22 protein-coding genes are annotated in these 22879 nt (G+C 53.0%); 8 read left to right on the top strand and 14 right to left on the bottom strand.

Annotation, left to right across the window (positions count from 1 at the left end; translation table 11 throughout):
* Window positions 1-35: 35 nt before the first annotated feature.
* From LOS79_RS19365 to LOS79_RS19355, 3 genes are all read right to left on the bottom strand, one after another.
* Complete coding sequence (locus tag LOS79_RS19365; protein ID WP_315411689.1) at window positions 36-1025, bottom strand: aldo/keto reductase; 990 nt, start codon at window positions 1023-1025, stop codon at window positions 36-38.
* Between the two features lie 254 nt (window positions 1026-1279).
* Window positions 1280-2125, bottom strand: coding sequence for an AraC family transcriptional regulator (locus LOS79_RS19360; RefSeq protein WP_315411688.1), 846 nt, complete (start codon window positions 2123-2125; stop codon window positions 1280-1282).
* 182 nt (window positions 2126-2307) lie between these two features.
* A complete protein-coding gene (locus tag LOS79_RS19355) occupies window positions 2308-2619 on the bottom strand; it encodes a (2Fe-2S) ferredoxin domain-containing protein (RefSeq protein WP_315411687.1) in 312 nt (103 codons plus the stop codon).
* A 258-nt stretch (window positions 2620-2877) separates the two neighbouring features.
* Between LOS79_RS19355 and LOS79_RS19350 the strand changes: the two genes are divergently transcribed.
* On the top strand, window positions 2878-3633 hold the full coding sequence (locus tag LOS79_RS19350; RefSeq protein ID WP_315411686.1) for a general stress protein: 756 nt from the start codon (window positions 2878-2880) through the stop codon (window positions 3631-3633).
* 554 nt (window positions 3634-4187) lie between these two features.
* Here LOS79_RS19350 and glpX read toward each other — a convergent pair.
* From glpX to LOS79_RS19335, 3 genes are read right to left on the bottom strand one after another with little or no spacing between them, the layout of a single operon-like run.
* Complete coding sequence (gene glpX, locus LOS79_RS19345; RefSeq protein ID WP_315411685.1) at window positions 4188-5183, bottom strand: class II fructose-bisphosphatase; 996 nt, start codon at window positions 5181-5183, stop codon at window positions 4188-4190.
* A gap of 47 nt (window positions 5184-5230) precedes the next feature.
* Window positions 5231-6031, bottom strand: coding sequence for a pyruvate, water dikinase regulatory protein (locus LOS79_RS19340; RefSeq protein ID WP_315411684.1), 801 nt, complete (start codon window positions 6029-6031; stop codon window positions 5231-5233).
* An 18-nt stretch (window positions 6032-6049) separates the two neighbouring features.
* The gene (locus tag LOS79_RS19335) at window positions 6050-6694 is read right to left on the bottom strand and encodes a helix-turn-helix transcriptional regulator (RefSeq protein WP_315411683.1); all 645 of its coding nucleotides are present in this window, start codon (window positions 6692-6694) and stop codon (window positions 6050-6052) included.
* A gap of 304 nt (window positions 6695-6998) precedes the next feature.
* On the opposite strand from LOS79_RS19335, the gene LOS79_RS19330 reads away from it, so the two are divergent.
* Window positions 6999-7598, top strand: a complete 600-nt coding sequence (locus LOS79_RS19330; RefSeq protein ID WP_315411682.1) for a hypothetical protein — start codon at window positions 6999-7001, stop codon at window positions 7596-7598.
* Window positions 7599-7677: 79 nt separating this feature from the next.
* Here LOS79_RS19330 and LOS79_RS19325 read toward each other — a convergent pair whose 3' ends face one another.
* On the bottom strand, window positions 7678-8628 hold the full coding sequence (locus LOS79_RS19325; RefSeq protein ID WP_315411681.1) for a DMT family transporter: 951 nt from the start codon (window positions 8626-8628) through the stop codon (window positions 7678-7680).
* Between the two features lie 172 nt (window positions 8629-8800).
* Here LOS79_RS19325 and LOS79_RS19320 point away from each other — a divergent pair, with 172 nt between their 5' ends.
* Window positions 8801-10237 (top strand): aminotransferase-like domain-containing protein, encoded by a 1437-nt coding sequence (locus tag LOS79_RS19320; RefSeq protein WP_315411680.1) that lies wholly within the window; start codon window positions 8801-8803, stop codon window positions 10235-10237.
* Window positions 10238-10346: 109 nt separating this feature from the next.
* Here the strand turns inward: LOS79_RS19320 and LOS79_RS33085 are convergent, their stop codons facing one another.
* The 7 genes from LOS79_RS33085 to LOS79_RS19285 all read right to left on the bottom strand — a co-directional run bounded on the left by LOS79_RS33085 (window position 10347) and on the right by LOS79_RS19285 (window position 17278).
* A complete protein-coding gene (locus LOS79_RS33085) occupies window positions 10347-10607 on the bottom strand; it encodes a hypothetical protein (RefSeq protein ID WP_397386801.1) in 261 nt (86 codons plus the stop codon).
* 559 nt (window positions 10608-11166) lie between these two features.
* Entirely contained in the window at window positions 11167-11733 is a 567-nt protein-coding gene (cysC, locus tag LOS79_RS19310; protein ID WP_315411678.1) for an adenylyl-sulfate kinase, read from the bottom strand.
* 346 nt (window positions 11734-12079) lie between these two features.
* Window positions 12080-12991: an STM4011 family radical SAM protein gene (locus LOS79_RS19305; protein WP_315411677.1), complete on the bottom strand. Its 912-nt coding sequence runs from the start codon at window positions 12989-12991 to the stop codon at window positions 12080-12082.
* A complete protein-coding gene (locus LOS79_RS19300) occupies window positions 12988-14379 on the bottom strand; it encodes an STM4012 family radical SAM protein (RefSeq protein ID WP_315411676.1) in 1392 nt (463 codons plus the stop codon). Before LOS79_RS19300 ends, LOS79_RS19305 begins: the two co-directional genes overlap by 4 nt.
* A gap of 42 nt (window positions 14380-14421) precedes the next feature.
* Window positions 14422-15207 (bottom strand): STM4013/SEN3800 family hydrolase, encoded by a 786-nt coding sequence (locus LOS79_RS19295; protein ID WP_315411675.1) that lies wholly within the window; start codon window positions 15205-15207, stop codon window positions 14422-14424.
* Window positions 15204-16436, bottom strand: a complete 1233-nt coding sequence (locus LOS79_RS19290) for an STM4014 family protein (RefSeq protein ID WP_315411674.1) — start codon at window positions 16434-16436, stop codon at window positions 15204-15206. Before LOS79_RS19290 ends, LOS79_RS19295 begins: the two co-directional genes overlap by 4 nt.
* Window positions 16433-17278: an STM4015 family protein gene (locus tag LOS79_RS19285; protein WP_315411673.1), complete on the bottom strand. Its 846-nt coding sequence runs from the start codon at window positions 17276-17278 to the stop codon at window positions 16433-16435. Before LOS79_RS19285 ends, LOS79_RS19290 begins: the two co-directional genes overlap by 4 nt.
* Window positions 17279-17608: 330 nt before the next feature.
* On the opposite strand from LOS79_RS19285, the gene LOS79_RS19280 reads away from it, so the two are divergent.
* The 5 genes from LOS79_RS19280 (at window position 17609) to LOS79_RS19260 (ending at window position 22724) form a co-directional block, all read left to right on the top strand.
* On the top strand, window positions 17609-18319 hold the full coding sequence (locus tag LOS79_RS19280) for a response regulator (RefSeq protein WP_315422329.1): 711 nt from the start codon (window positions 17609-17611) through the stop codon (window positions 18317-18319).
* Window positions 18316-19320, top strand: coding sequence for a sensor histidine kinase (locus LOS79_RS19275; RefSeq protein ID WP_315411672.1), 1005 nt, complete (start codon window positions 18316-18318; stop codon window positions 19318-19320). The genes LOS79_RS19280 and LOS79_RS19275 overlap by 4 nt, the downstream gene beginning before the upstream one ends.
* Window positions 19321-19418: 98 nt before the next feature.
* The gene (locus LOS79_RS19270) at window positions 19419-20186 is read left to right on the top strand and encodes an ABC transporter ATP-binding protein (protein WP_315411671.1); all 768 of its coding nucleotides are present in this window, start codon (window positions 19419-19421) and stop codon (window positions 20184-20186) included.
* The gene (locus LOS79_RS19265) at window positions 20158-22044 is read left to right on the top strand and encodes an ABC transporter permease (protein WP_315411670.1); all 1887 of its coding nucleotides are present in this window, start codon (window positions 20158-20160) and stop codon (window positions 22042-22044) included. The genes LOS79_RS19270 and LOS79_RS19265 overlap by 29 nt, the downstream gene beginning before the upstream one ends.
* Window positions 22045-22067: 23 nt before the next feature.
* A complete protein-coding gene (locus tag LOS79_RS19260; RefSeq protein WP_315411669.1) occupies window positions 22068-22724 on the top strand; it encodes a response regulator in 657 nt (218 codons plus the stop codon).
* Window positions 22725-22879 lie beyond the last annotated feature (155 nt).

Here is a 22879-nt window from a genome sequence, read left to right as displayed (position 1 = left end):
CTCTCAGCAGGCGGGCAGAATTGCCGTTACAGGGTTTAGCCGCGCAAAATATTCTCAATCTGCTCCAGCTCAGCCGCACTCAGCTCCGGTGCGTTCAGGGAGGCTACCGCATCCTCGATCTGGCTCACCTTGCTCGCGCCGATCAGCGCAGAGGTAACCTTGCCGCCGCGGAGTACCCAGGAGAGGGCGAGCTGCGACATTTTCTGGCCGCGGGCCGCCGCGATATCGTTCAGCTTGCTGACCTTGGCAAGCACCTCAGCCGTGATCTCCTTCTCGGAGAGGAACACGCTTGGTCCGGCTGCGCGGGAATCTGCGGTAATGCCGTTCAGGTAACGGTCAGTCAGGATGCCCTTTTGCAGCGGAGAAAAGGCGATGGTGCCGATTCCTTCTTCTTCGAGCACATCCTGCAGGCCGTCTTCAATCCAGCGGGACAGCATCGAGTAGTTCGGCTGGTGAATCAGGCAAGGTGTTCCGAGGCGGCGGAGAATCTGCGCAGCTTCACGGGCCTGCTCAGGTTTATAGTTGGAGATACCGACATACAGCGCTTTACCCTGGCGCACAAGCAGATCCAGTGCGGACATCGTTTCCTCCAGCGGAGTATTCGGGTCCGGGCGGTGATGGTAATAGATATCGACATAATCCAGCCCCAGCCGCTTCAGGCTCTGGTCGAGACTGGAGACGAGGTTCTTCTTAGAGCCCCATTCGCCATATGGCCCCGGCCACATATAGTATCCGGCTTTGCTGGAGATAATCAGCTCGTCACGGTAAGGAGCGAGATCCTTCTTCAGAATCTGGCCGAAGCTTTCTTCCGCAGAGCCTGCAGGCGGGCCGTAGTTGTTGGCAAGATCGAAGTGGGTAATTCCCAGATCAAAGGCGCGGCGGACCATGGCCCGGCCGTTCTCAAAGACATCATTGCCGCCGAAGTTATGCCATAGCCCAAGCGAGATCGCCGGGAGCAGCAGGCCGCTCCGGCCGGTGCGGTTATATTTCATTGTGTCATAGCGTTCAGGACTTGCGATATACATTGTTGACCTCCTAAAAGTTTTGATAGCATAGTCTTCCCTGAATTCACTTCGCAAAACTGGCATCGGAAGCATGGACTTAAGTTTTGATAGCATAGTCTTCCCTGAATTACTTCGCAAAACTGGCACCGGAAGCATGGAACTTATCCGAAACAGCTCGTCCGCTCGAGCGGAGAAAAGCGTTTGCATTTCCGGCCAGGCCATGCTCTTATTGTAGCGGAGATAGGCGGCAATTCGTATGTCAGCATGGATGATTTTTATAGAACAATGTCATTATCGGCATGGCGGATGCGGTAATCCTTGGGTGAGCAGCCCTTGACCTTCTTGAACATGCGGGAGAACAGCAGCGGGTCCTGGTAGCCGACGGAATGGGCGATTTCGCCGATCGTGCAGCTGGTCTCAGTTAGCAGCTCACAGGCCTTTGAGATCCGGAAATTAAGCAGATACTGCTGCGGCGGCAGCCCGATAGTCCGCTTGAACAGCGTCGACAGATACTTGCGGTCCAGCTTCAGGGAAGCGGACATACTCTCCACCGTGACATTTTCACAGTAATGGGCATGCAGGTAGTGCAGGCATTGCTCGACATAGACACTTTTTTGCCGCGGGATTACCGCGCTGGCGGTTGCCGGAACGGTGCGCAGCAGCAGGGTGAAGAATTCATAAAGAATCCCCTTTAGCGGCAGATCCAGGACATCCCCGGTGCCGGCGGCGGCAGTAAGTCTGTCGAACAGGGCAGGCATCAGCTCATGGTCCATCGGAAATACAGGCTGCTCCGGGGAGAGGGAGGTTCTCGCGAGCAGATATCCGGCTTCTTCTCCGGTAAAAGCAATCCAGGAATAGGTCCACGGATTCTCCTGGTCTGCAGCATAATGAGTCACGATATGCGGATAGATGAGGAAGGCTTGTCCGGCCTCCAGCGTATGGCTCACTTCACCGACCGTCATCTTGCCGGTTCCTTCGTGGATGAAGTGGATTTTGTACAGATCGCGGACGCCGGGACCGACGGTATGTCCGGGTGCGCAGTGTTCCTGGCCCCAGTAATGCAGATGCAGATCGGGGCTGGTACGGTGCGGGCGGTGGGAATTATATTTGAATACGGCCATCCTTCAGCCTCTTTCCTGTATAAGGTTGATATTCATGTGAACCTGCAGCATATAACATGTATATTCCCCATTATACAACAGTTCGGCCAAGGCCGATCAACGGCAAAAAGTCCCGGCGCCCTGAGAAGGGCGGGGAACTTTTTGCCGCTTGTCCATACATGCCTGCTGATGCTGCGGGCGGTTCAGGCTTCCATTTTGAGCATAACAAGCTCTTCTACAGGCTCACCGTTCACCAGATGCTCCTCTACGATACGCGCCACATCATCCGTGGTCACATTGTAATACCAGATGCCGTCGGGATAGACGATTACAAAAGGTCCGTTGCCGCATAGCCCGAGACAGCTGGTTTTGTTGATTTTGACGGTTTTGTTGATGCCGTGCTGGACCATCTGTTCCTTGAATTCCTGCATGACATCTTCCACATCCTGGTTATTGCAGTGCTCGCTGCAGCAAAAGAGCAGATGCTTCTTCAGCACCTTAAGACGCATATTCATCGCGCTTCCCCCTAATTTCCATATGAATAACTTACGTTGCTTATGAGGAGTATAGTCTCTTTTGGCGGGGCTGTAATGGGGTTCGGGCCATTGTTCCCAAAGGCTTAATAAATGCCATGAAACCGGGAAATTAATGTGATTTAAGCTGACTTCAAACCGGAGGATTTGAGCAAAATGTGTCCGCAAACCAGTTTAACCGGAGCCTGTTTGGTTAAGTAACAATCAATACATCCAATTAGCAACCAGGAGGGAATCATCATGAATAAAAAAATTGTAGGTGTGTTCCAAACCGAGCATGAAGCTTCATGGGCGATTGAAGACTTGAAGGCACGCGGGTTCCTGACGGACGATATCTCAGTGATTGCCAGAAATAGACGGGATGCCGAGGCACTCAGTGAGGAAACGGGCAGCAAAGCACCGGAAGGCATGGCTTCAGGAGCTGCCACGGGCGGGATTCTCGGCGGGGTTACCGGGCTGCTGGCAGGCATCGGCGCACTGGCCATTCCGGGAATCGGGCCGATTATTGCCGCCGGGCCGATTGCTGCTACATTGACAGGCATCGCGGTAGGTGCCGGAACGGGCGGACTGGTAGGCGGTCTGATCGGGCTGGGCATTCCGGCGGATGAAGCCGAGCTGTACGATGATTACGTGGACGAGGGCCGGATTCTGGTCATGGTCGATGCCGAGGATACGCGGGCGAACGATGTATACGCAGTGTTCCGCAGCCATAACTCTGCCAATGCCGACCGTTATATAGCGGAGGATGTAACCGCCGCAGGTGCTGAGGATACAGGACTTGAAGCGCGTGATTCGGTAAAAGATACCACCGACGCCGCATTCAACGGCACGGGTCTGGAGGGCCGCGATGATACGGGGCTGGATACGATGAATTCGGCTCCGGTCCATGAGCTTCCTGAGACTCGGGCGCAGGAGGATATCCGCCGGCCGGGTATGACGGGTGATGTGTACTCGGGAGCGACGGGCACAGACCGGACGGCGGGACAGGCTGATTAGTGTGGATTCCTCGGATGCGGGTGGGTGAGGGAACATGAGTACTGAGTTAATGGGTAACTGGGGACCGGACTTGCCGAAGTAACAGGAAACCGGGAACCAGAGTTCGGGAATCAGCGTACCGGGAGCCCGGACATCGAGTGAGCTTGAGTACCTGCAGCGCATTCGAGTATCAGTGGCTCAAAAGTGAATTAAGTGGAAAAAAGGCATCTGTTACCTGCAAAATCTTCTGTTCTGGAGAAATAAGTGCGAGGTTGCACTTAATTTGGCCCTTGCACATCAATAATGACGTTCCGGGCAGAATTAAGTGCCGTAAATCCAATTAATTCCGGTTCCGGCAGATGAAGTAGAGATTTAAGTGTCATAAATCCACTTAATGATTATCCAGCTGCGAGTGACAGTTGGAATACCGCTGCTGCTCACAGCCAATCTAAGTGAAAAGCAGTTTTCGCCGGATCGGCGTAAACGCTGCAACAGTAAGAGCCTCCCTGAAGTCCGCCGGACTTTGGGGAGGCTCTTATCATGCCCCCCGGCGAAAGCCCGTCCGCCGGAAGCCCCTACATCCAGGCCGCATTCGGCCGGGCCGGGACAACCTCCGGGATCTCCTTGCCGGGGAGGAAATGAATGCTGCGGATGTAGCGGATTGTGCGGCTCTGCGCCCGCATGATTACCGAATGGGTCTCGGCGCGCTCCTTGCCGATGAAGCGGACGCCGCTGAGGAACTCGCCGGAGGTCACGCCGGTTGCGGCGAAGATGACGTCGCCGCTGCCGACCATATCCTCCATTGTCAGGATGCGCGATGGATCATTAAGGCCCATCTGCAGGCAGCGCTGCAGCTCGAACGGGCCTTCCGGCAGCAGGCGGCCCTGCAGCTCACCGCCCAGGCAGCGCAGGGCAGCGGCGGCGAGTACGCCTTCCGGGGCGCCGCCGCTGCCCATGTACAGATCCACATCGCTGTCAGGCAGTGCTGCGGCAATCGCTCCGGCCACATCGCCGTGGCCCAGCAGCTTGATGCGCACGCCCGCTCCGCGCAGGATGCGGATCAGCCCCTCATGCCGCTTGCGGTCCAGCACCATCACCGTCAGCTCGGAGAGCGCCTTGCCGGTGATCATGCTGGCCTTGCGCAGCGTCACCTCCGCCGGCTCATCCAGGCTGAGCCGGCCGGCCAGCTCCGGTCCGCAGGCGAGCTTCTCCATGTAGATGTCCGGTGCATGGAGCAGGCTGCCCCGGTCGGCGATGGCGATTACGGCCTGGGCGTTATGCAGCCCGCAGGCGACGACCTCGGTTCCCTCCAGCGGGTCTACGGCAACATCGACGGACGGGCCGTTCCGGTTGCCGACGCGTTCCCCGATGTAGAGCATCGGCGCCTCGTCCATTTCGCCTTCGCCGATCACCACGGTCCCGTCAATGGAGACGGAATCAAACATGGACCGGATGGCTGTTGTGGCGGCGTCATCTGCTGCATTCTTGTCGCCCCGGCCGATCCAGCGTGCTGCAGATAATGCTCCCAGTTCTGTGACCCGTACAATTTCCAGTGCCAATTCGCGTTCCATATGATTTCCCTCCAGGTAAAGTCAGATTTGGATTGCAGATAATACAATCAGATATAACCCATGATCATGCCGGCAGTTTCTTCAATTGCCTTATCCGTAATATCAATAACAGGGCAGCCCAGCTTGGCAAATAATGCGGCTGCGTATTCCATCTCTTCAGTAATGCGTTCTATGCTGGCATATTGCGAGCCTGCGGGCAGGCCCAGCATCTTCAGCCGTTCGGAGCGGATCTTCAGCATAGATTCCGGCTTCATTGTCAGCCCGATAATCCGTCCGGGAGGCAGGCTCAGCAGCTGCTGCGGCGGGCCAACCTCCGGGACAACCGGATAATTGACAACCTTGTTGCCCCGGTGGGCCAGGAAGATGCTAAGAGGTGTCTTCGAGGTCCGGGACATGCCGAGCAGTACAATATCTGCCTTCAGCATTGCCCCGAGGTCACGCCCGTCATCACAGGCAACGGTGAACTCGATGGCTTCCATCCGCCGGAAATAATCCTCGTCCAGCTGATGCAGCAGCCCGGGCCGGGCTTGCGGGGCATCATCAAAAATATCAATGAAGGCCTGCATCATCGGGCCCATAATATCCACAATCCGCAGATCAAGACGGACCGCCTCCTCGCGGATGACCTCACGCAGCTCCGGCTGAACCAGGGTATATGCAACGAAGCCCTGAAGCCGGGCTGTCTCTTCCATGAGCTTGCGCAGCTCGTCTTCGCTTCTGACATTACCGTATCTTCTAATCGTGACACGCTGGTTCTGAAACTGGTGGATGACGGCCTGCACGACTGCTTCCGCCGTATCTCCAATTGAATCCGAGCATATCGTTATGAAATGGGTGGATGGCTCCATGCTCTATCGATTCCTCCGTTATGCTTTGGCTTCAAGTTCGAGGAGAAGTTTGACGATGGAAGTCTTCGTAAGTCGTCCTACAACCTCCAGGCCTCCGCCGGAGCCTTCCCCGCTTCCGGGGACAACCACCGGCAGACTGTCTACCTCGTGATAAATCATCCGCTGTGCGGCGTCGAGTACTGTATCATCCGGTGAAACGGTCACAATCTTCGGCTGGCGCGTCATCACCATGCTTACAGGCATGGACACCGCCCCGGGATTGCCCAGCGTGACCTTAAGGAAATCCTTGCGTGAGGCGACACCGGTCAGCCTGCCGTCACTGCCGCAAATAATAAGTGTACCGACATCCTGCAGGAACAGCGTAACGACAGCATCCTGGATGGTCGTATTCTCGCGGATAATGACCGGGATGATCTGAATCTCGCTGACCCTGGTATCCTGCAGCAGACTGCGGCTGTTATGGCGCGCTGCGGCCTTGCTGCCGGGGAAATAGCCGACCTTGGGCTTGGCATCGATGTATTCGAGCATGACCAGGATGGACAGGTCCCCGCGGATCGTCGGCCGGCTGAGTCCGAGACTTTCGGCGATTTGCTCGCCGGTAATCGGCGCTCTTTTTTTCACAATCTCAATAATTTGTAATTGACGCGTTGTCAGTTCGATCACATTGTTCCTCCACTTTCCGGTTTACGGGCGATTACCTGGTATTCCTTTATGGAAAAGGAGCACCGTTTGCCGATTCCCCCTTTCATTCAGACGTCCTATTTGGCATTTAATTCCCTAACTTGCTTATATAATACGCAATAATAATCAACAATGCAATATATAATACGTCATATATAATATTTTAGTGGAAATATAGGCTGTATATTGCAGTGAAGTAGAATGAAAACCTTCATTTACTAGAAAATTGGTTTAAGTGAGTGGTTTAAACTTTCCCGTATGGTAAAATCTACTAGGGGGGATTTATTTGCGGAAATCATACTTCAATTTAATCTGCGGAATAGTCATTCTTTCCGTGTTATTTACGGCATGCAGCCAAGATAGATCCCAATATGCTGAGCTATTCACACAGGTGGAGAAGCACCGGGCTGTGTTCACACAGCCGCTGGAAGATGGGCTTGCTGCTCTTGGAATTGCGGATGCCGTGGGGGAATATGATACAACTTTAGGGACTATAATGCAGGATGATATCCTGACCGTGAATGAAATGGAGTTCATTCAGCAGATTACAGCAGATGTGGCTAACGGGGTTATCGTTGGATACCGGATCGGGACGGTCTTTCCCAGATCGGAAAGCGGCTATGAGCATGCGAGAGAGCTGGTACATGCTTTTTTAGATCATTATAAACCTGCGGATGCAAAAGAGGCTGAGAAAGTCAAGAAATCAGTCCAGTCAATTGACCGGATGGCACTTCCGCTACTGCCGCTGACAGGATCAATCGAAGAATTATGGACCTGCGGTGAGGGGGAGAACAATCTGTTCATCACCTACAGGATAGCGAACAGTTTTGAGAATGATGAGGAATTGCCGCTGAATTTGTATTTCAGCTCTGAGGCGCAGCCTTAACCCCCTTCTGTGCATAGCAAATGAAAAGATAACAGAACAGCCTGAAACCCGTGTTAAGGGTCAGGCTGTTCTTTTGTAATTAATCCTGCGGCACGACTTCTATGTTTGCTTTTTGCAGCACAGGCAAGCCCGGTTTATTCTTGAACAAAAGCGCCTTCAGCGCCCCCGCATTCACCAGAATGGTACCGGCAATGATCGTGAATACCCCAAGCAGCGTCACCCAGGTGACCTCCTCGTTATAAAAGAAGAATCCTACACCGACGGCAATTGGCGGGGAGATATACAGCCAGGTGGAAGGGAACACGGGATTGGTCTTCGCGACCAGCCAGTAGAACAGCGTATGACCAACCATGGAACCGGCAACAGTCAAATAGAGCAGCGAGCCTGCAGCTTCGAACGACAGCAGATAGGAAGGATGCAGCGGCTCGGTAAACAGCGAGAGCAGGAACAGCAAAGCCCCGCCGTACATCATCTGGACCGCATTCAGCGCTACGGGGGATACGCCCGAGAAGACAGTGGTCACTTTTTTGGAATAGATCGCGCCTGCCGCATAGCAGAGCTCCCCGATCAGAACAACAATACAGCCGATCAGCCAGAGCGGAGTGACATCAGCCGCAAGGCTGGGCAGCACTAGCAGGAGAACGCCGGTGAAGCCGATGATGCAGCCGATCAGGGAGTAGACAGGCGCTTTTTGCCGGAGAAAAGCTGTCTGCATCAGCAGAATCATCATCGGACCGGTAGCTGACAGCACAGCGGCAAGTCCGGAGGATACATATTGCTCAGCCCAGTAGAGTGCAGAGAAGGTGCCGAAGGTCAGCGCCGCCCCGGTGAAGAGCAGTTCTTTGCGCAGCAGCAGCTTGAAGCTGGTTGTACCCTTGAAGACCATGAACAGGAAGATTACCGCACCCGCCAGGAAAAAACGCAGTCCCGCAGAGAAGAACGGCGGTGCACCGGCGTCTACTCCGATTTTGATTGCGAGGAAGGTAGTGCCGAAGATCAGACAGACGAGCGAATAGGCTAGCATAATCATTGTAAAGTTCCCCTTTGTGGTGGTAATGTGGCAGTCGCTTAAAGTATTCTGTTAATCATATATCCTTGTGCACAGAACAGATGAAGAGAAACAGAACAGTTGCCGGGAGAAATGCTGTACAATAAAGCAATAAGAGATTTGAGGAAGAATTACGGAAAGGCGGAGTCCGATTATGAAGAAAGCTGTGGGAGCGGAGCAAGCGAATCCTTTATTCCGCCAGGTCTGTGAGTTCATGCAGAACCGGATAGCGCGGGGGGAGTGGCAGGCGCATGACAAGCTGCCGTCGATCCGGCTGCTGGCGGGCGAGCTGGGTGTCCACCGGCTGACGGTATTCAAAGCATACAGGGAGCTTACGGAGAACGGGATGCTGTACGTCAAGGATAAATCCGGTTATTATGTCTCGCCGGGCAGCAGTCTGGCTTCTTCTGTAGAAGAGGGCGCAACGGTTCTGGGGTATACGGTCACCAGCCCCATGTCAGATATTCAACGGAAGCCGGTAACGTATCAGTTCTCGCAGGCGCTGATTGATCCGGGACTGCTGCCCAACCTGTTTCTGTCCGAATATGTCAAAAAAGTGTTCGATCTCTACCCGAAGGTGATGGGCACCTATTCTACCGTGCAGGGCGACGAGGAGCTGCGGGCTACGCTGAGCAGCCATTTCCGCTCGCGGTACCGGCTGCAGCTGTCGGCGGCAGAGCTGCTGATTACCTCAGGCGCCCAGCAGGCGATCAATCTGATCGCCGGAATTATGCTGGGACCAATGGACGCGGTACTGGTGGAGCGGCCTACTTACAGCGTGGCGCTGGATATTTTCCGCCGGGCCGGCGCACGGCTGATCCCGGTAGAGATAACGCCGCAGGGGTATGATCTGGAGGCGGTAGAGGAGCTGATGCGCAAGGCTAAGCCGCGGATGTTCTATCTGAACCCGACGCACCATAACCCTACAGGCTACACGGTGCCGGCGAAACAGCGGAAACAGCTGGTCGAGCTGGCCGAGCGTTACCGCTGCCTGCTGGTGGAGGACGATCCGTTCCGTGACATGTATTTTGAAGAGGAGCCGCCGGCCCCGTTCTTCGCCTATGATACGGAGGGCTGGGTCATCTATATCAGCAGCTTCAGCAAATATGTAGCCCCGGGTCTGCGGATCTGCGCAGTGGCTTGCCGGTACCCGTTCATGGAGCGGCTGATCAGCGCCAAGTCGATGGCAGACAACGGGACACCGCTGCTCAATCAGAAAATCTTCCTGCACTATTACACCTCACCGCGCCTGCAGCAGCATCTCGGCAAGCTGCGTATTGCGCTGCAGGTGCATAAGGAGATTATGGAGGAGGAGCTGGCTGCGGCCGGCTGGGAATGGACAGCGCCGCAAGGCGGGCTGAACCTCTGGGTGAAGCTGCCGGATACCGTTCCGGTGGATCAGCTGTTCGCGCGCTGCCTGGAGCAGTCCATTTCCTTCGTGCCCGGGGAAATCTGTGATCCGCTGGGGGAGATGAAATGCTGGCTGCGCCTAAGCTATTCCTTCGCCAGTGAAGGTGCTCTGCGCGAAGGTATGCGGCAGCTCATTGCGATTGCGCAGGAGATTAAGACGGGGCAGATGCGGAGGAATTAAATGTATTAAGCAGAGAGAAGGAACAGCGGGGACAGCAAGGACGGCAGGAACAGGAGAGGAATTTGGAGAATAAGGATATTATGGTTTATGCTGTAACCTTTCTTTTCCACTACTCGTCTGGAGGTAAAGGAGCGTGATTGTGATAGCTGCGATACGGAGATTCCGGAGTGCCTGCTTCATATGCCTGTGTACCCTGCTTGTCTTCATGACCTTGCTGACTGTGCGTCCGCAGGTTACCTATGCCTGTTCTTGCGTAGTGCCGGATCCGCCGCTTGCGGCGATGGAGAATAGTGCTGCAGTGTTCGAAGGCACGGTTATTTCGATTAAAAAACCTGGGGGCAACATCATTTCCAGCGCTGATCCCGTGCAGGTAACCTTTCAGGTAGGCGTCCGCTGGAAGGGGGAAATGGGGGAGAAGCTAACCCTAAGTACGGCGCGGTCGGAGGAAAGCTGCGGTTTTGAGTTTACTGAGGGCGGACGTTATCTCGTATATGCAAGAGAATACACAGAGGGGGAACTGAAGGCAGGCATCGGCACGCAGACCGAGGGCGATAAGGCACTAGCTAACCTGACTACCAGCATCTGTAGCCGGACTAAGCTATACTCTAATGCACAGAAGGATCTGGATGAGCTAGGTGCGGGAACTGCCGGCGGATCACCAACGGCTCCGCCGGATTTGGACGGAAGTAACGGGAATAGCGGAACCGGCGGTGAAGCCGGAGCAGATGCCGGAACCACGGAAGCCGGCGACCAGTCAGCTACGGTACAGCTTGTCTATGCGGGGATTGCTGCGGCAATAGCTATTTTCATTGCTGCCCTGCTGTATCTGCACCGGACCGGCAAGATGCGGAAATAAGATAAGCAGGAGCATTGTTCCGGGCGTATGGAGCAGGATAAACCATGTGCTGCCCGCAGGTTTATCCTGTTTGCTATGCCCGCAGCGGGTCAAGGCGGTTGCCTGTAAGCCAGGCGGCCAGCTCTTCCACGCACTCTTCCGGCGTACGCTCGGCCGTGCGCAGTGTCAGCTCCGGGTTCGCCGGAATTTCATAGGGATCGGAAATCCCTGTGAATTCCGGAATTTCACCGCGCCGCGCCTTGGCGTACAGCCCTTTAACGTCCCGCTGCTCGCACACAGGCAGCGGGCAGTCCACATAGACCTCCACAAAACCCGGCAGCTCCCGGCGGGCGTAATCCCGCATGTCTGCATACGGGCTGATCAGCGAGACTACGGCGGTTACGCCATGCCGGTTCAGCATACCGGCAAGATAGACAGCCCGGCGGATATTCTCGAACCGGTCCTCACGGCTGAAGCCGAGCCCCCGGCCCAAGTTGCGCCGCAGCTCATCGCCGTCCAGCCACTCTGCCGGCTGTCCCTGCCCGCGCAGCCGGTCCGTGAGCCGGGAAGCAAGTGTGGATTTCCCCGCTCCCGACAGCCCCGTAAGCCAGACCGTTTTTCCTGTCGGTATCTGTATCTGTGAATGTACCTGAGCTGTCATTGCCCTGTCCTCCTGTAACTTTCTGCTTGAATCGATGATCCTTAGCCGGCTATAACTGTATTTTCTGCAACTATAATCATCAGCTAATGCAAGTTTTGTCTTATAACTGCACTCTCTGCAATTAAATAGGCTGTCTATCCTCGAAAAATCAATTTTCACTATTTTTAGCTGTACAGAATACAGTTATCAGCACAAATCCGGTCGATATCCTTCTTTTAACTGTACGAAATACAATTATCAGCTGCCGGCGGCTTGGCTGAATTCCTTTCATCCATCCCCAATCAGCGAGCCGTCCGCCGCCAGCCAGCAAACCGTCTGCCGCCGAACGGCGGATCTTTCACTCACCTTACCGGCTCCCTGTTGAAGCCGCATTCCGCATATCCCGCCGGAAGCTCTGCTCTGCGGCATTGTAAGGAATCCGCTCCAGCAGGCCAGGGCCGTATATCTGCTCCAGCTGCAGCTCCGGCATGTGGATATAGCCGATATAACAGTCGCAGACCTTCATCCGGCAGCTCCGCTGTGCGGACAGGCCCTCCAGGCCGTCGCGGTACAGGTTGCCGATTACGCCCCGGTCCTTGTAGCAGCGTTTCACGAGTCCTGCACCCTGTACATAGAACACGTTGCTGCCGGCATTGCAGCTAGAGCCGAGGCTGTCGTAGTCCATAGCATTGATCCGGAAATGCGGATCGATCCCGCTAAGGAAGCGCAGGTCCTCCTCGGTATAATAATCCGGTTTATCCTTGTAGGCGTTCACCCACAGGTAGACATCCTGCGGCAGGACGGCGCGCAGCGAAGCGATGGCCGGAAAGGCGCTATGCACCCCCACGCTGCCCACGCTGAATGGAATCCCCTGCTCATATACAGTCATGCACTGCGCGAGGAACCTTTCCCCGCTCACCTGACCCGGGTGATAGGTCGCCCAGAAGGCGGATTTTGCCGGATTCAGCTCCTTAATGAAATCAAGCCGGGCCGACAGGTTGGTCTGGATGGCGACCTTGTCGACATGCTCCAGGTGCGACAGTGTCACCAGTGCATCCCGGTACCAGCGGTGGGTCAGTCCTTCCCCGTAGGGATTGAAGAAGACAGACAGCCGGTGGCCGGCTGCCCCTTGCTCCGCTACCCAGCGGACGAAGACCTCGAGACCTTCGCGGTCTTTGGCGAGAGTGGCGGCGCTGTCTCTGGTTTTACCGAAGGGGCAATAAGGGCAGTCATAATTGCAGGAGGAAAGGGAACCCCGGTAGTAGAGGACCGCCTTCATGGCAGGACGAACTCCTTCATCTGCTCCCGGATGTCGCCGGAGATGAACCAGTCCCCGATGGAATCGGAATAGCCGAGTCCTTCAGGAGTCAGCCGCAGGATGCCCTCTTCATCCCTGGCGAATCCGCTCTGCACCAGCAGGGCCAGCTCGGGGTGATCCCCCCATACCGAAGAGCCGAACCGCCGGCTGTAATCTGCAAGAGGAAGACCTTCACTGTGCAGGACCGCTTTTAGAATGAACCGCCGTTTCTGTTCAGCCAGGCTCAGCACGATTCCGTAATCTGCCGTATCATACCGCTCTGCTCCCACATATTCTGCTATGATGCTCTGCGTAGCTTTGCGGCTGACGCCGTAGCGGGAAGCATAATGCACATGCCGGGTATAGGACCGGGCACCGCACCCGAGACCGACCATTCCCTCCTCCTGGCAGCTGTAATCGAGAATTGCCTTGCTGGTCCCTGCTTCCTCCTTGGCGAATCTGCGCATCGAGTACTGGCGGTAACCGTGCTCTGCAAGCAGCAGGCAGGCAGCCTGATAGCATTCGTGGCGGATATCCTGCTGCTGCAGCAGATCCCCCGGCTTCACGATCGTATGCTCACGGGTGTAGAGCGGGTAGATGAAAATCTCCTCCGGAGCATAGCGCAGTGCCTGATTCAGCGAATAGAGCCAGGAGTCCACAGTCTGCCCCGGAAGCCCGTAGATCAGATCCAGATTGAGGATGGGGAAATCATATTTCCCCAGCAGCTCAAGCGCCCGGTACACCACATCCGGGTCCTGCGGCCGGTAGATGGCAGCCGATTCGGCAGCCACGAAGCTTTGAATTCCCATGCTGACCCGGTCCACGGTATGCTCTTTTAGAATCGACAGCTTCTCCCCGGTCAGGGTCTCGGGCGAGGTTTCAACAGAGATGGACGTGGTGCTGAGGTCAACACCCATAATATCCGCTGCAATGGCGAACAGCCGGTTCAGCTGCGCAGGCGCGAGCAGGCTTGGCGTTCCGCCGCCGATGGCGAAGCGCGCATAAGGCTTATGTCCGGTAAAAGCAGCCCACTGCCGCGCCTGCCGCTCCAGCGCATCCACGTACTCGGCGTGGACATCCGCTCTTTTATCGGGCAGGGTGAACAGGTTGCAGAAGCCGCAGCGCGCCCCGCAGAAGGGAATGTGCATATATAAGAAGAAGCTCTCCGCAGGCTCATCCCGCCACAGCTCCTCAAGGGAAAGGGGGGAGGCGAACCCGCGGTAAGCGGTTTTGTGCGGGTAGGAGTAGAGATAATTGCGGTACGGGTTAGCTGTAATCAGCTCTGTCCACTGCTGCAGCTCCCTTGGAGAGAAGGGTGGTTGTCCGCCTGTATTCTTGTGATGGTCTATGGATTCTCGGATTGACGTCATACGTTCTCCTTCCTAGAAATAATTATAGGTGCAGGTGTGCTGTCAGAGGATGAACTCGCGGTAAGGGACATTCCATACCGTGTCATGCGCCAGCCGGTGGCCGTGATAGCCGTCTTCCCCGAATGCCTCACCGTGGTCGGAGAACACCATGCAGAAGACCGGATTGCCGCGCTCGCGGAAGGCAGCCAGCAGACGCCCCAGTTCACCGTCGGCATAGCGCAGGGCAGCACGCTGGCTGTCCACGGAATCACGCTTCGCCCCCGGCAGGAAGATATGGCTCGGGCCGTGAATCGCCGAGACATTAATGAACATGAACAGACGCTGATCCAGTGCGGTATTATCCAGTAGTTTCAGCGCATGATTTACCTGATGCTCCGTTGAGCGCGGATTCGTCACCCCGAACGTCATCCGCCAGTAGCTGTGCTGGAAGTAGCCGGGGAGGACACGGGCCAGCGGCACTTTTTTGCTGAAAAAAATAACGCCCCCGATACATACGGTCTGATATCCCGCCGCCGCCAGCCCTGACACCATATCCGGCGTATCAAACAACCAGGTATGGGGATGCGTTGCAAGGCCGGTATTCCGGGAATGGAACAGCCGTATATGCCCGGCTTTGTCCGTCGTGGCCGGCGTGGGCAGGAATCCGCCGAAGAAGGCATGATGGGCCGCATAAGTAAAGCTGCCGGGCGTGTGCCGCAGTTCCCAGGAGCCGTTGCCGCACAGATTGGGGCAATTCGCCTCCTCCAGCACAGCGGCATCATAGCGCAGCGTGTCGAGTGTGATCATCAAGATATCATGGGTGCCGACAACGGCATTCATATCAGTCATAGGGACAGATTCCTCCCGGTCAGCTGCTTCATTTCCCATTCGTAGGTGCTGCAGCCCTCGTATTCCACATCGTATAACAAGTCGCCAAAAGGGTTCACATCCGCCGTATACGTCCGGCCGGAGCTGCCCACCAGTACATCAATTCCCGCGATGGATGAACGCGGAAAAGCGGCCAGCGCCTGCTCGGCGGTCAGCCGAACCTGTGCCTGCAGCTCCTCCGTTAGTCCGGCCCCGGCCGGGGTCATCCGGCGGCTGCGCAGATGCAGATTGGTGATCGGCGTGGTGCTCACCCGGGCAACGGCATGGCAGGCCCGGCCTGCCACGACCAGCTGGCGGATATCGAAGGATTCTCCGCTTCCGCCGGGCTTCGGGATCCACTGCTCGGCATAGGCGCCGTGGCGGTAGAGCCAGTTGATGATGCCGGCGAGTATGGCAGAACCGGTGTAGCGCTGCAGCTTGCCGGAATTATAGTACACCGGGGGACGGGTGATGTAGTTCTCGACCCCGATGGTAGTTATTGCAATCTCAGCTCCCGTTGCGGGGTTAAGCTGATAGGCGATCACGCCGGAGGCGGCAGAGCCGCAGGCCAGCTTGATGAAGACGCGGTGCATCCGCTGCGAGACCATCAGCTCGCGGAGGGAAGCGTAGTCCACCGGCGCTTGTCCGCTGCTGCTGCGCAGGGGCCGTGGAACCGGAACGCCGGACGCAGCCAGAATCTGCTGTGTCCGGCGTTTATCGGTCATCGCGGCGATCTCCCCGGGATGATTGGTCCAGCGGGAGGCGGGCAGAAGCTGCTCCGCTTCCCGCTGAATCCGTCCCAGCAGCCGGCAGTAGCCGCGGAACCACTGGGACGGGTGATGCAGCACGCCGGGCAGCTCCTTGAGCGCCCCGGCGGTTCGGAAGCTTAACGGACGGAGGTCCGGCTGCTGCCCGAAGGGATGCAGCGAATCATCTCCGTCCGGCGCATCCGGCGCACCGAGCGCAATCAGGGCGCGCTCGAGCGCGAAGCTGCCGCCCGGCGATTCCAGCCGGAGCAGCGGCGGTAGCTCATTCTGCTGCTGTCCCGCCTGCTCCAGCAGCTCAGCCAGCGGCCGGCCCTGCAGCAGCCCGGCGTAAGGGATCAGGACCGCCGGCGGCATTCCGAGCCGGCTCCGCGCCTGCCGGATGCCGTCCGCGCGCCTGTCGCCGGGATTGCAGAACACGATCAGCGGCTCAGCAGCGGGCCTCACTCGGTAATGGACGGATAACGCCAGTCGTCTTCATCATCGCTTGTCTGCTGGTCGCTGACATCGGCCGGCAGGCCGCTGTTCTTGAGGCGCAGCATCATTTCATCAGACATATAGTGGCGGCTCAGGTTGAGCAGCTTCAGTCCCTGGATCCGTCCGCTTGCGAGCAGCGCTTCGGCTCCGGTGTCGCTAAGAGTGCCCAGCGACAGATCGAGCGTCTCCAGCTGGTCCAGAATCGGGGCATCTGCTAAGGCAGCGGCGATTTCATCTTGAATTTCACTGTTTTTCAGTCCCAGATAGGTGAGCTTAGGAAATTTCCCCGGTTCAATCAGCGGGAGCAAATCCTCCAGCCCGCCGTCAAAGCCGTATTCGTCTACCCCAAGATACAGCTCCAGCTTCTGCAGATTCGGCAGCGCGGCGGCGGCGATGTCTGCCAGCACATTCCGGCTGAGTCCGCCCGTAATAATAATCAATTCTTCGAGCTTGTCATGCTGCAGGCCGCTCAGCCGGAGATCCGTCCCGCCTTGTATCGTCAATGATTGCAGCTCCGGATAAGCAGGGAGCAGCGGTGAGAGATCGGTCTGGTTAATCCATGAAATTTCACATTCCTCATAGCTCATTTCCCCGATGAACAGGCTGCGCAGCGCAGGGAAGCTGGCACTGTGCTTCACCAGCGCCTGGACAACCTCCTCTGAACTGGTCTCATAGGCTTGACCCCAATCGCCGATTGTCAGGCTGGTTAATTCACCCGCCTCCGGGCTGCTGCTTAAGCGTTCAATCTCCTCAACAATCCGCTTGCCCTCTTCGAATTCATCGTAACCGATACTGAGCTTCACTACCGTCATGAACATTCCCTCCCGGAAAATAATAGCTTCCAATTCACCCTAACATTTAGGAGAAAGGGAGTCAAATGGCGGGAATAGGAGGCAGCAGCGCAGGGGGCGGCGGAATAAAAGGGGATGAATATCGGCTTGCCGGCATCCCGGTTGGCGGAGTCCGCCGCAGCAGGGCAGAACGTTTTTCCGGAATAAGTGTATACATATATTGGATGATCTTATATCTATAGCAAATCTATAACAGAAATCTTTGAGAGAAATAGGTATGGTGGTATAATAATCCTTTTGAGGTCTTTTTATCCAAGGTGTTGAATGAATAAAAAAGGAGACTTAAGTATGATGCAGAAAATTATGCTTGTAGAAGATGATCCTAAAATTGCCGGGCTTCTACAGACGTATATTGAGCGTTATGGGTATCAAGTGCATTTAGTTCAAGATTTGCTTCATGTAATGGAGGATTTTACAGCCTTCAGCCCGGTTCTTGTGTTACTTGATATTAATCTGCCAAGCTACGATGGGTATTACTGGTGCCGGCAAATCCGTAAAATCTCAACTTGTCCTGTTCTGTTTATCTCGGCCCGGTCCGGTGAGATGGATCAGATCATGGCACTTGAAAATGGCGGGGATGATTATATCGTCAAGCCTTTTCACTATGGGGTTGTGATGGCCAAGATACAAAGCCATCTGCGCAGGGCTTACGGGGAGTATGCTTTTAGATATGAGGAGAGAGTGGTTGAATCTCAGGGGCTGGTACTATATCCGGAACGGCTGGAATTGCATTTAGGAGAGCAAATGACCATTCTGACCAAAAAGGAATGCGACTTAATGGAGCTCCTGCTTGAACGTTATCCCCGTATATCCAGCAGAGAGATGCTGCTCGAGAAGTTGTGGGATGACCAGGTATACATAGATGAGAATACCCTTAATGTAAATATCAACCGGTTAAGAAAAAAACTGCACGAAATCGGCATTGATCAGGGAATTCTGACGGTAAGGGGAATGGGCTATTTGCTTAATACATCTGTTTGGGCCCAGCAGGAGGAAGTATGAAGTTGTTTTTCCGTGAGCACGCCTTACTGATTGCTGTTCAGCTTCTGCAGTTTGGAATGATTCTGGCGATCTTTTGGCTTGATGGTTACCGCAGCCTGTGGCCTGCGCTATATTCCGTATTTATCGGACTCTTTCTGCTGGCATGTTACTTACTCTATCATTATTATAGCCGCAAAAAATATTATGAATTTCTTAATAAGCCGCTTGATACCTGGGATTCCTCTTTTCAGAAGATTGGTGATGCTCCCGTTGCCGAAGCCCTTGAACAGCTTCTGCAGATGCAATTCCGCCTATATCAGCATAAGCTGGATTCTTTACAGCATCAGCAGGAGCAGCATCTGGCCTTCATGAACCAGTGGGTGCATCATATGAAAACCCCTCTATCCATTATTGAGTTAACTATTCAAAGTATTGACGAACCTGAATTGTCAAGTATCCGTGAAGAGATAGAGCGCATGAGCGGCGGTTTAACAACGATATTGTATATGGCGCGGCTGCGTTCCTTCGAACAAGACTTTCATATCAAGCCGGTGCGCTTATCGAATGTGGTAAGGGAGGTTCTCCATGAGAACAAGCGTCTTTTTATCCGCAATCAGATTTATCCCGAGTTTCACGACCATACTACAGGGTTGAGTGTGGAATCCGATGAGAAATGGCTCTTCTTCATTCTGCTTCAGCTTATTAATAACGGCATCAAATATTCGGCGGTGAAGGGGAAGACTAACGAGAAGTTAATTATTTCATCCTATCTCCGGGAGCAGCAGGCTGTACTTGAGGTCCGGGACAACGGGATAGGCATCCCTGTAACAGATATAAAACGTGTATTTGATCCCTTTTTTACCGGAGACAACGGAAGGAAGCTCCGGGAGGCCACGGGGATGGGCTTATATCTCAGCAAAGAGGCGGCAGATCATCTGGGGCACCTGATGGAGTTGGAGTCTGCAGTTGGGAAAGGGACAACCGTCAGGCTTATTTTTACATCGTACCAAACCTTACACTGATGTAAGGAAATTGAAAGAGAGAACGATAGCTCAGTTTTTAGGAGAAGAGATATACTAATACCAAGGCAAGCGGGCTTGCTGAAGGAGGATATCAATAGATGCTTAGTCTTAAGCAGGTTAGCAAGATCTATGAGGGGAAAATAGCTTACCGGGCTTTATCCAATATTAGCCTGTCTGTTGAAAAGGGGGAGTTTGTTGGTATTATGGGCCCTTCCGGCAGCGGAAAAACAACCCTTCTAAATATCATTGCTACAATTGATACACCCACCACTGGCGAAATTGTAATAAACGGCAGGATTCTTACTGAATTGACCAAAGATGAGATGGCTGTATTCCGCAGAAAAGAACTGGGATTTGTGTTTCAGGATTTCAATCTTATGCATTCATTAACTGTTGAGGAGAACATTGTACTTCCCTTAACTCTGGACGGACAAGAAATAAATTACATCAGAAGAAGGAAAGAGGAGATTGCAGAGCGGCTTGAACTCACAGGCATTCTGAAAAAACGTATTTACGAAATTTCAGGCGGGCAAGCACAACGAACTGCCATTGCCAGAGCGATGATTAACGATCCCAAGCTCCTGCTGGCCGATGAGCCTACAGGAAATCTGGATTCTAAGTCCGCCCGCAATGTGATGGAATTATTGAGAGAGCTTAACCGGAGTAAGGGGACCACAATGGTGCTTGTCACCCATGACGCCTTTTCCGCCAGCTTTTGTAACAGAGTGATTTTTATTAAAGACGGTCTGTTTTATGCAGAGATTCATTGTGGTGAACAGAGACAATCCTTTTTTCAAAAAATTACAGATACCCTTGCATTGTTGGGAGGGTACAACAGTGAATTTCCGTCAATTCGTGTTCCGTAATGTTACCCGCAGTAAAAGGCTATATTTAGCGTATGTGCTTAGCAGCATTTTTACAGTAATGATTTTTTTCACATTTTCCATTTTTTCTTATCATCCCGTAATTTTGAATTTGGACCTTACCATTGCCGCAGCTTTCTCGCTTTCGACATCTAAATGGATCATATATGTATTTTCAATCTTCTATATTCTCTATTCCATGAATGTTTTTCTAAAGTCACGTAAGAAGGAATTCGGGCAGTTAATGATCCTTGGCATTTCGGGAAAACAATTGCGGTTTTTGGTATTTTGGGAAAATGTACTGATTGGTATCGTCTCCATAACCGGGGGAATATTTTTAGGCTTAATCTTTGCCAAAGCGATTTTGATGATCGGTGAAAATATCCTGGAATTCAAGATCCGGCTATCCTTTTATTTCCCGTTTAAGGCGATTGCACTTACCATACTCTGTTTCTCGGTATTGTTCATTTGCATTTCGTTCTTTATTACTAAGGTTGTTCGTGGCGGAACCGTGATTAATCTGCTGAAATCCGGAGATCTGACCTCTAAAGAGCCAGAAGCCTCAGGTCTGCTGTCTCTGCTCGGAGCAGCGGGACTATTAGCAGGTTATTATTCTGCGCTGCATACGAATCTGGAGAACTTATCCCGGACCATGGTTCCCACAATAATTATGGTTATGCTTGGAACTTACTTGTTGATTTCACAGTTCAGTGTGTTCCTTATTCACTTCTTAAGACGGAACGAGGCAATACTCTGGCGTAAAAGCAATATGGTGCTCATATCAGATCTCGCGTACCGGATGAAGGATAATACCCGCACCTTTTTTCTGGTGGCTATGATCTCTACGGTTTCCTGCTGTTCTATTGGTTCATTCTACAGTCTGCAGAATATGGTCGATGATACTTTATCAACGGAGAATCCATTTTCATTGTATTACTTATCTTATCCGGGAAACCCGGCAGAACGGGAACATATCTTGCAAATAAATAATAAACTTGCGCAAGCCCATACCAAAACTTCTGAAGTAAGTGAAGCTTTGCACTATTATACCGTTCCCGGTGGAGCAGCTGCCGCTTTAATTGTGAGCAGCTCACAGTATAACCATTTTGCGCGTATCCTTGATGAACCTGGTACCGACATTTCAGCCGGTTCCGCCATTGTAGTTCACTCCAGGAAGTTTAATTCAAGCCAAGAGTCTTCTTTTTTGACTAACAACTTAATTTCGGTAACAGGAAGCACGGTAAAAGTAACTCGGGAAATATCAAGCTCCGTAATACGCAGTCATCACAATTATATTGTTATGGCAGATGAAGATTATGCCCGGTTGCCAAAGCCAATCAAAATAGTCAACTACTATGTTTGGTATACGGGGACTCCATATCCGGAATTGTCTGGTGCCGGTGAACAGTTGTCAAAGGAACTGGAGGGCACCGGTTCAGAATTTGAATTCTACGCACGTGATTATGAAATACTGTATTCCAGGCAAAGTATTGGATCAATTCTCTTCGTTGGATTATTTGTAGGTGTGGTTCTCTTTCTATCAGCAGGCAGTTTCCTTTACTTCCGCTTATTCTGTGATTTGGATGCCGACAAGGCAAAATTCAAATCTGTTTCGCGGATAGGGATCACCCGGAAAGAGCTAACCGGCATGTTGACCAGGCAAATTTTTCTGGTATTTCTCGTACCTACTATTATCACTTTGACCCATGGAATGATTGCAATGATTACACTTTCGGTCATGTTTCAATATTCCTTGCTTAAGGAATCAGTTACAGTACTGGGCATATATCTGTTGATTCAGGCAATGTACTTCTTAATCGTCCGTTTCTTCTACATCAAGGCAGTCAAGGCCGCTCTTTAGAACTTACATTGGAAGGTGAAATAGTGGACAATATCTCTGTTTTACATATTGATGAAGATATTCTATGGCGTGACAAGATCAAACAATACATAAGAGGGCAATCCAACATTACTCTTACCGCAAGCGTGTCGTCAGAGCAGGAAGCTATTATCCATATGCAGCAGTCCAAGGTGGATGTGATTGTAATGGAAGTACTGCTGAATGATTCTCCTAACAATGGCTTTGACATCATCACTAAATTATCAGAAATACAACAGGTTGATATCATCGTCTTGTCCTCGGTCAATGATCTGGAAATCATCACAGACATCTTTTGTGCCGGAGCGGTCAATTTCTTGATGAAGCATAATTTCGAAGACATTGCAATTGCTATCCGTGATGTGCATTTGAAACGGGTCTCCATTCATCCGGATGCTACACCAATAATTTGTGGAGAATTTCGCAGATTGAGAACGCAAATGTTTGACCAATTACTTACTCCTGTTGAACGCCAGGTTATTACATACTTGTATCAAGGCAATTCAAAGCCTCAAATCAGCAAAATCATGAATGTTGGATTTGAAACTACAAAAACGCATGTCAAACATATTCTTTCAAAACTGCAGGTTGGCAATTGTAAAGAAGCGGTGAAATTAGCCGAACGAAGAGGCTTATTCAAGGAAAATGCAAAAATACCCTAAAGTGGGATAAAAATATCCCACTGGTTAAATATATAAAAATATATATTATAAATGGTAGAAGAACTTGTATCGTATTCTGTGCGGGTACCAGCTCAGCGGTATGTTCATAAGCTTCTTCAAAAATAACTATGGTTAATTTATTAATTGACCCAAAG

This window comes from Paenibacillus sp. MMS20-IR301 (assembly GCF_032302195.1).
Classification (GTDB): domain Bacteria; phylum Bacillota; class Bacilli; order Paenibacillales; family Paenibacillaceae; genus Paenibacillus_AQ.
Note: the sequence above shows the minus strand (reverse complement) of the source record. Positions and strands in the feature narration are given on the sequence as shown.

Excerpts from the sequence above, each read along its gene's own strand:
- LOS79_RS19340 (WP_315411684.1), bottom strand. The coding sequence starts at position 6,031 with ATGGAGCCATCCACCCATTTCATAACGATATGCTCGGATTCAATTGGA.
- cysC (WP_315411678.1), bottom strand. The coding sequence starts at position 11,733 with ATGACAGCTCAGGTACATTCACAGATACAGATACCGACAGGAAAAACG.
- LOS79_RS19275 (WP_315411672.1), top strand. The coding sequence starts at position 18,316 with ATGAAGTTGTTTTTCCGTGAGCACGCCTTACTGATTGCTGTTCAGCTT.
- LOS79_RS19360 (WP_315411688.1), bottom strand. The coding sequence starts at position 2,125 with ATGGCCGTATTCAAATATAATTCCCACCGCCCGCACCGTACCAGCCCC.
- LOS79_RS19325 (WP_315411681.1), bottom strand. The coding sequence starts at position 8,628 with ATGATTATGCTAGCCTATTCGCTCGTCTGTCTGATCTTCGGCACTACC.
- LOS79_RS19280 (WP_315422329.1), top strand. The coding sequence starts at position 17,609 with ATGCAGAAAATTATGCTTGTAGAAGATGATCCTAAAATTGCCGGGCTT.
- LOS79_RS19320 (WP_315411680.1), top strand. The coding sequence starts at position 8,801 with ATGAAGAAAGCTGTGGGAGCGGAGCAAGCGAATCCTTTATTCCGCCAG.
- LOS79_RS19270 (WP_315411671.1), top strand. The coding sequence starts at position 19,419 with ATGCTTAGTCTTAAGCAGGTTAGCAAGATCTATGAGGGGAAAATAGCT.
- LOS79_RS19355 (WP_315411687.1), bottom strand. The coding sequence starts at position 2,619 with ATGAATATGCGTCTTAAGGTGCTGAAGAAGCATCTGCTCTTTTGCTGC.
- LOS79_RS19305 (WP_315411677.1), bottom strand. The coding sequence starts at position 12,991 with ATGAAGGCGGTCCTCTACTACCGGGGTTCCCTTTCCTCCTGCAATTAT.
- glpX (WP_315411685.1), bottom strand. The coding sequence starts at position 5,183 with ATGGAACGCGAATTGGCACTGGAAATTGTACGGGTCACAGAACTGGGA.
- LOS79_RS19285 (WP_315411673.1), bottom strand. The coding sequence starts at position 17,278 with ATGACGGTAGTGAAGCTCAGTATCGGTTACGATGAATTCGAAGAGGGC.
- LOS79_RS19300 (WP_315411676.1), bottom strand. The coding sequence starts at position 14,379 with ATGACGTCAATCCGAGAATCCATAGACCATCACAAGAATACAGGCGGA.
- LOS79_RS19365 (WP_315411689.1), bottom strand. The coding sequence starts at position 1,025 with ATGTATATCGCAAGTCCTGAACGCTATGACACAATGAAATATAACCGC.
- LOS79_RS19295 (WP_315411675.1), bottom strand. The coding sequence starts at position 15,207 with ATGACTGATATGAATGCCGTTGTCGGCACCCATGATATCTTGATGATC.
- LOS79_RS19350 (WP_315411686.1), top strand. The coding sequence starts at position 2,878 with ATGAATAAAAAAATTGTAGGTGTGTTCCAAACCGAGCATGAAGCTTCA.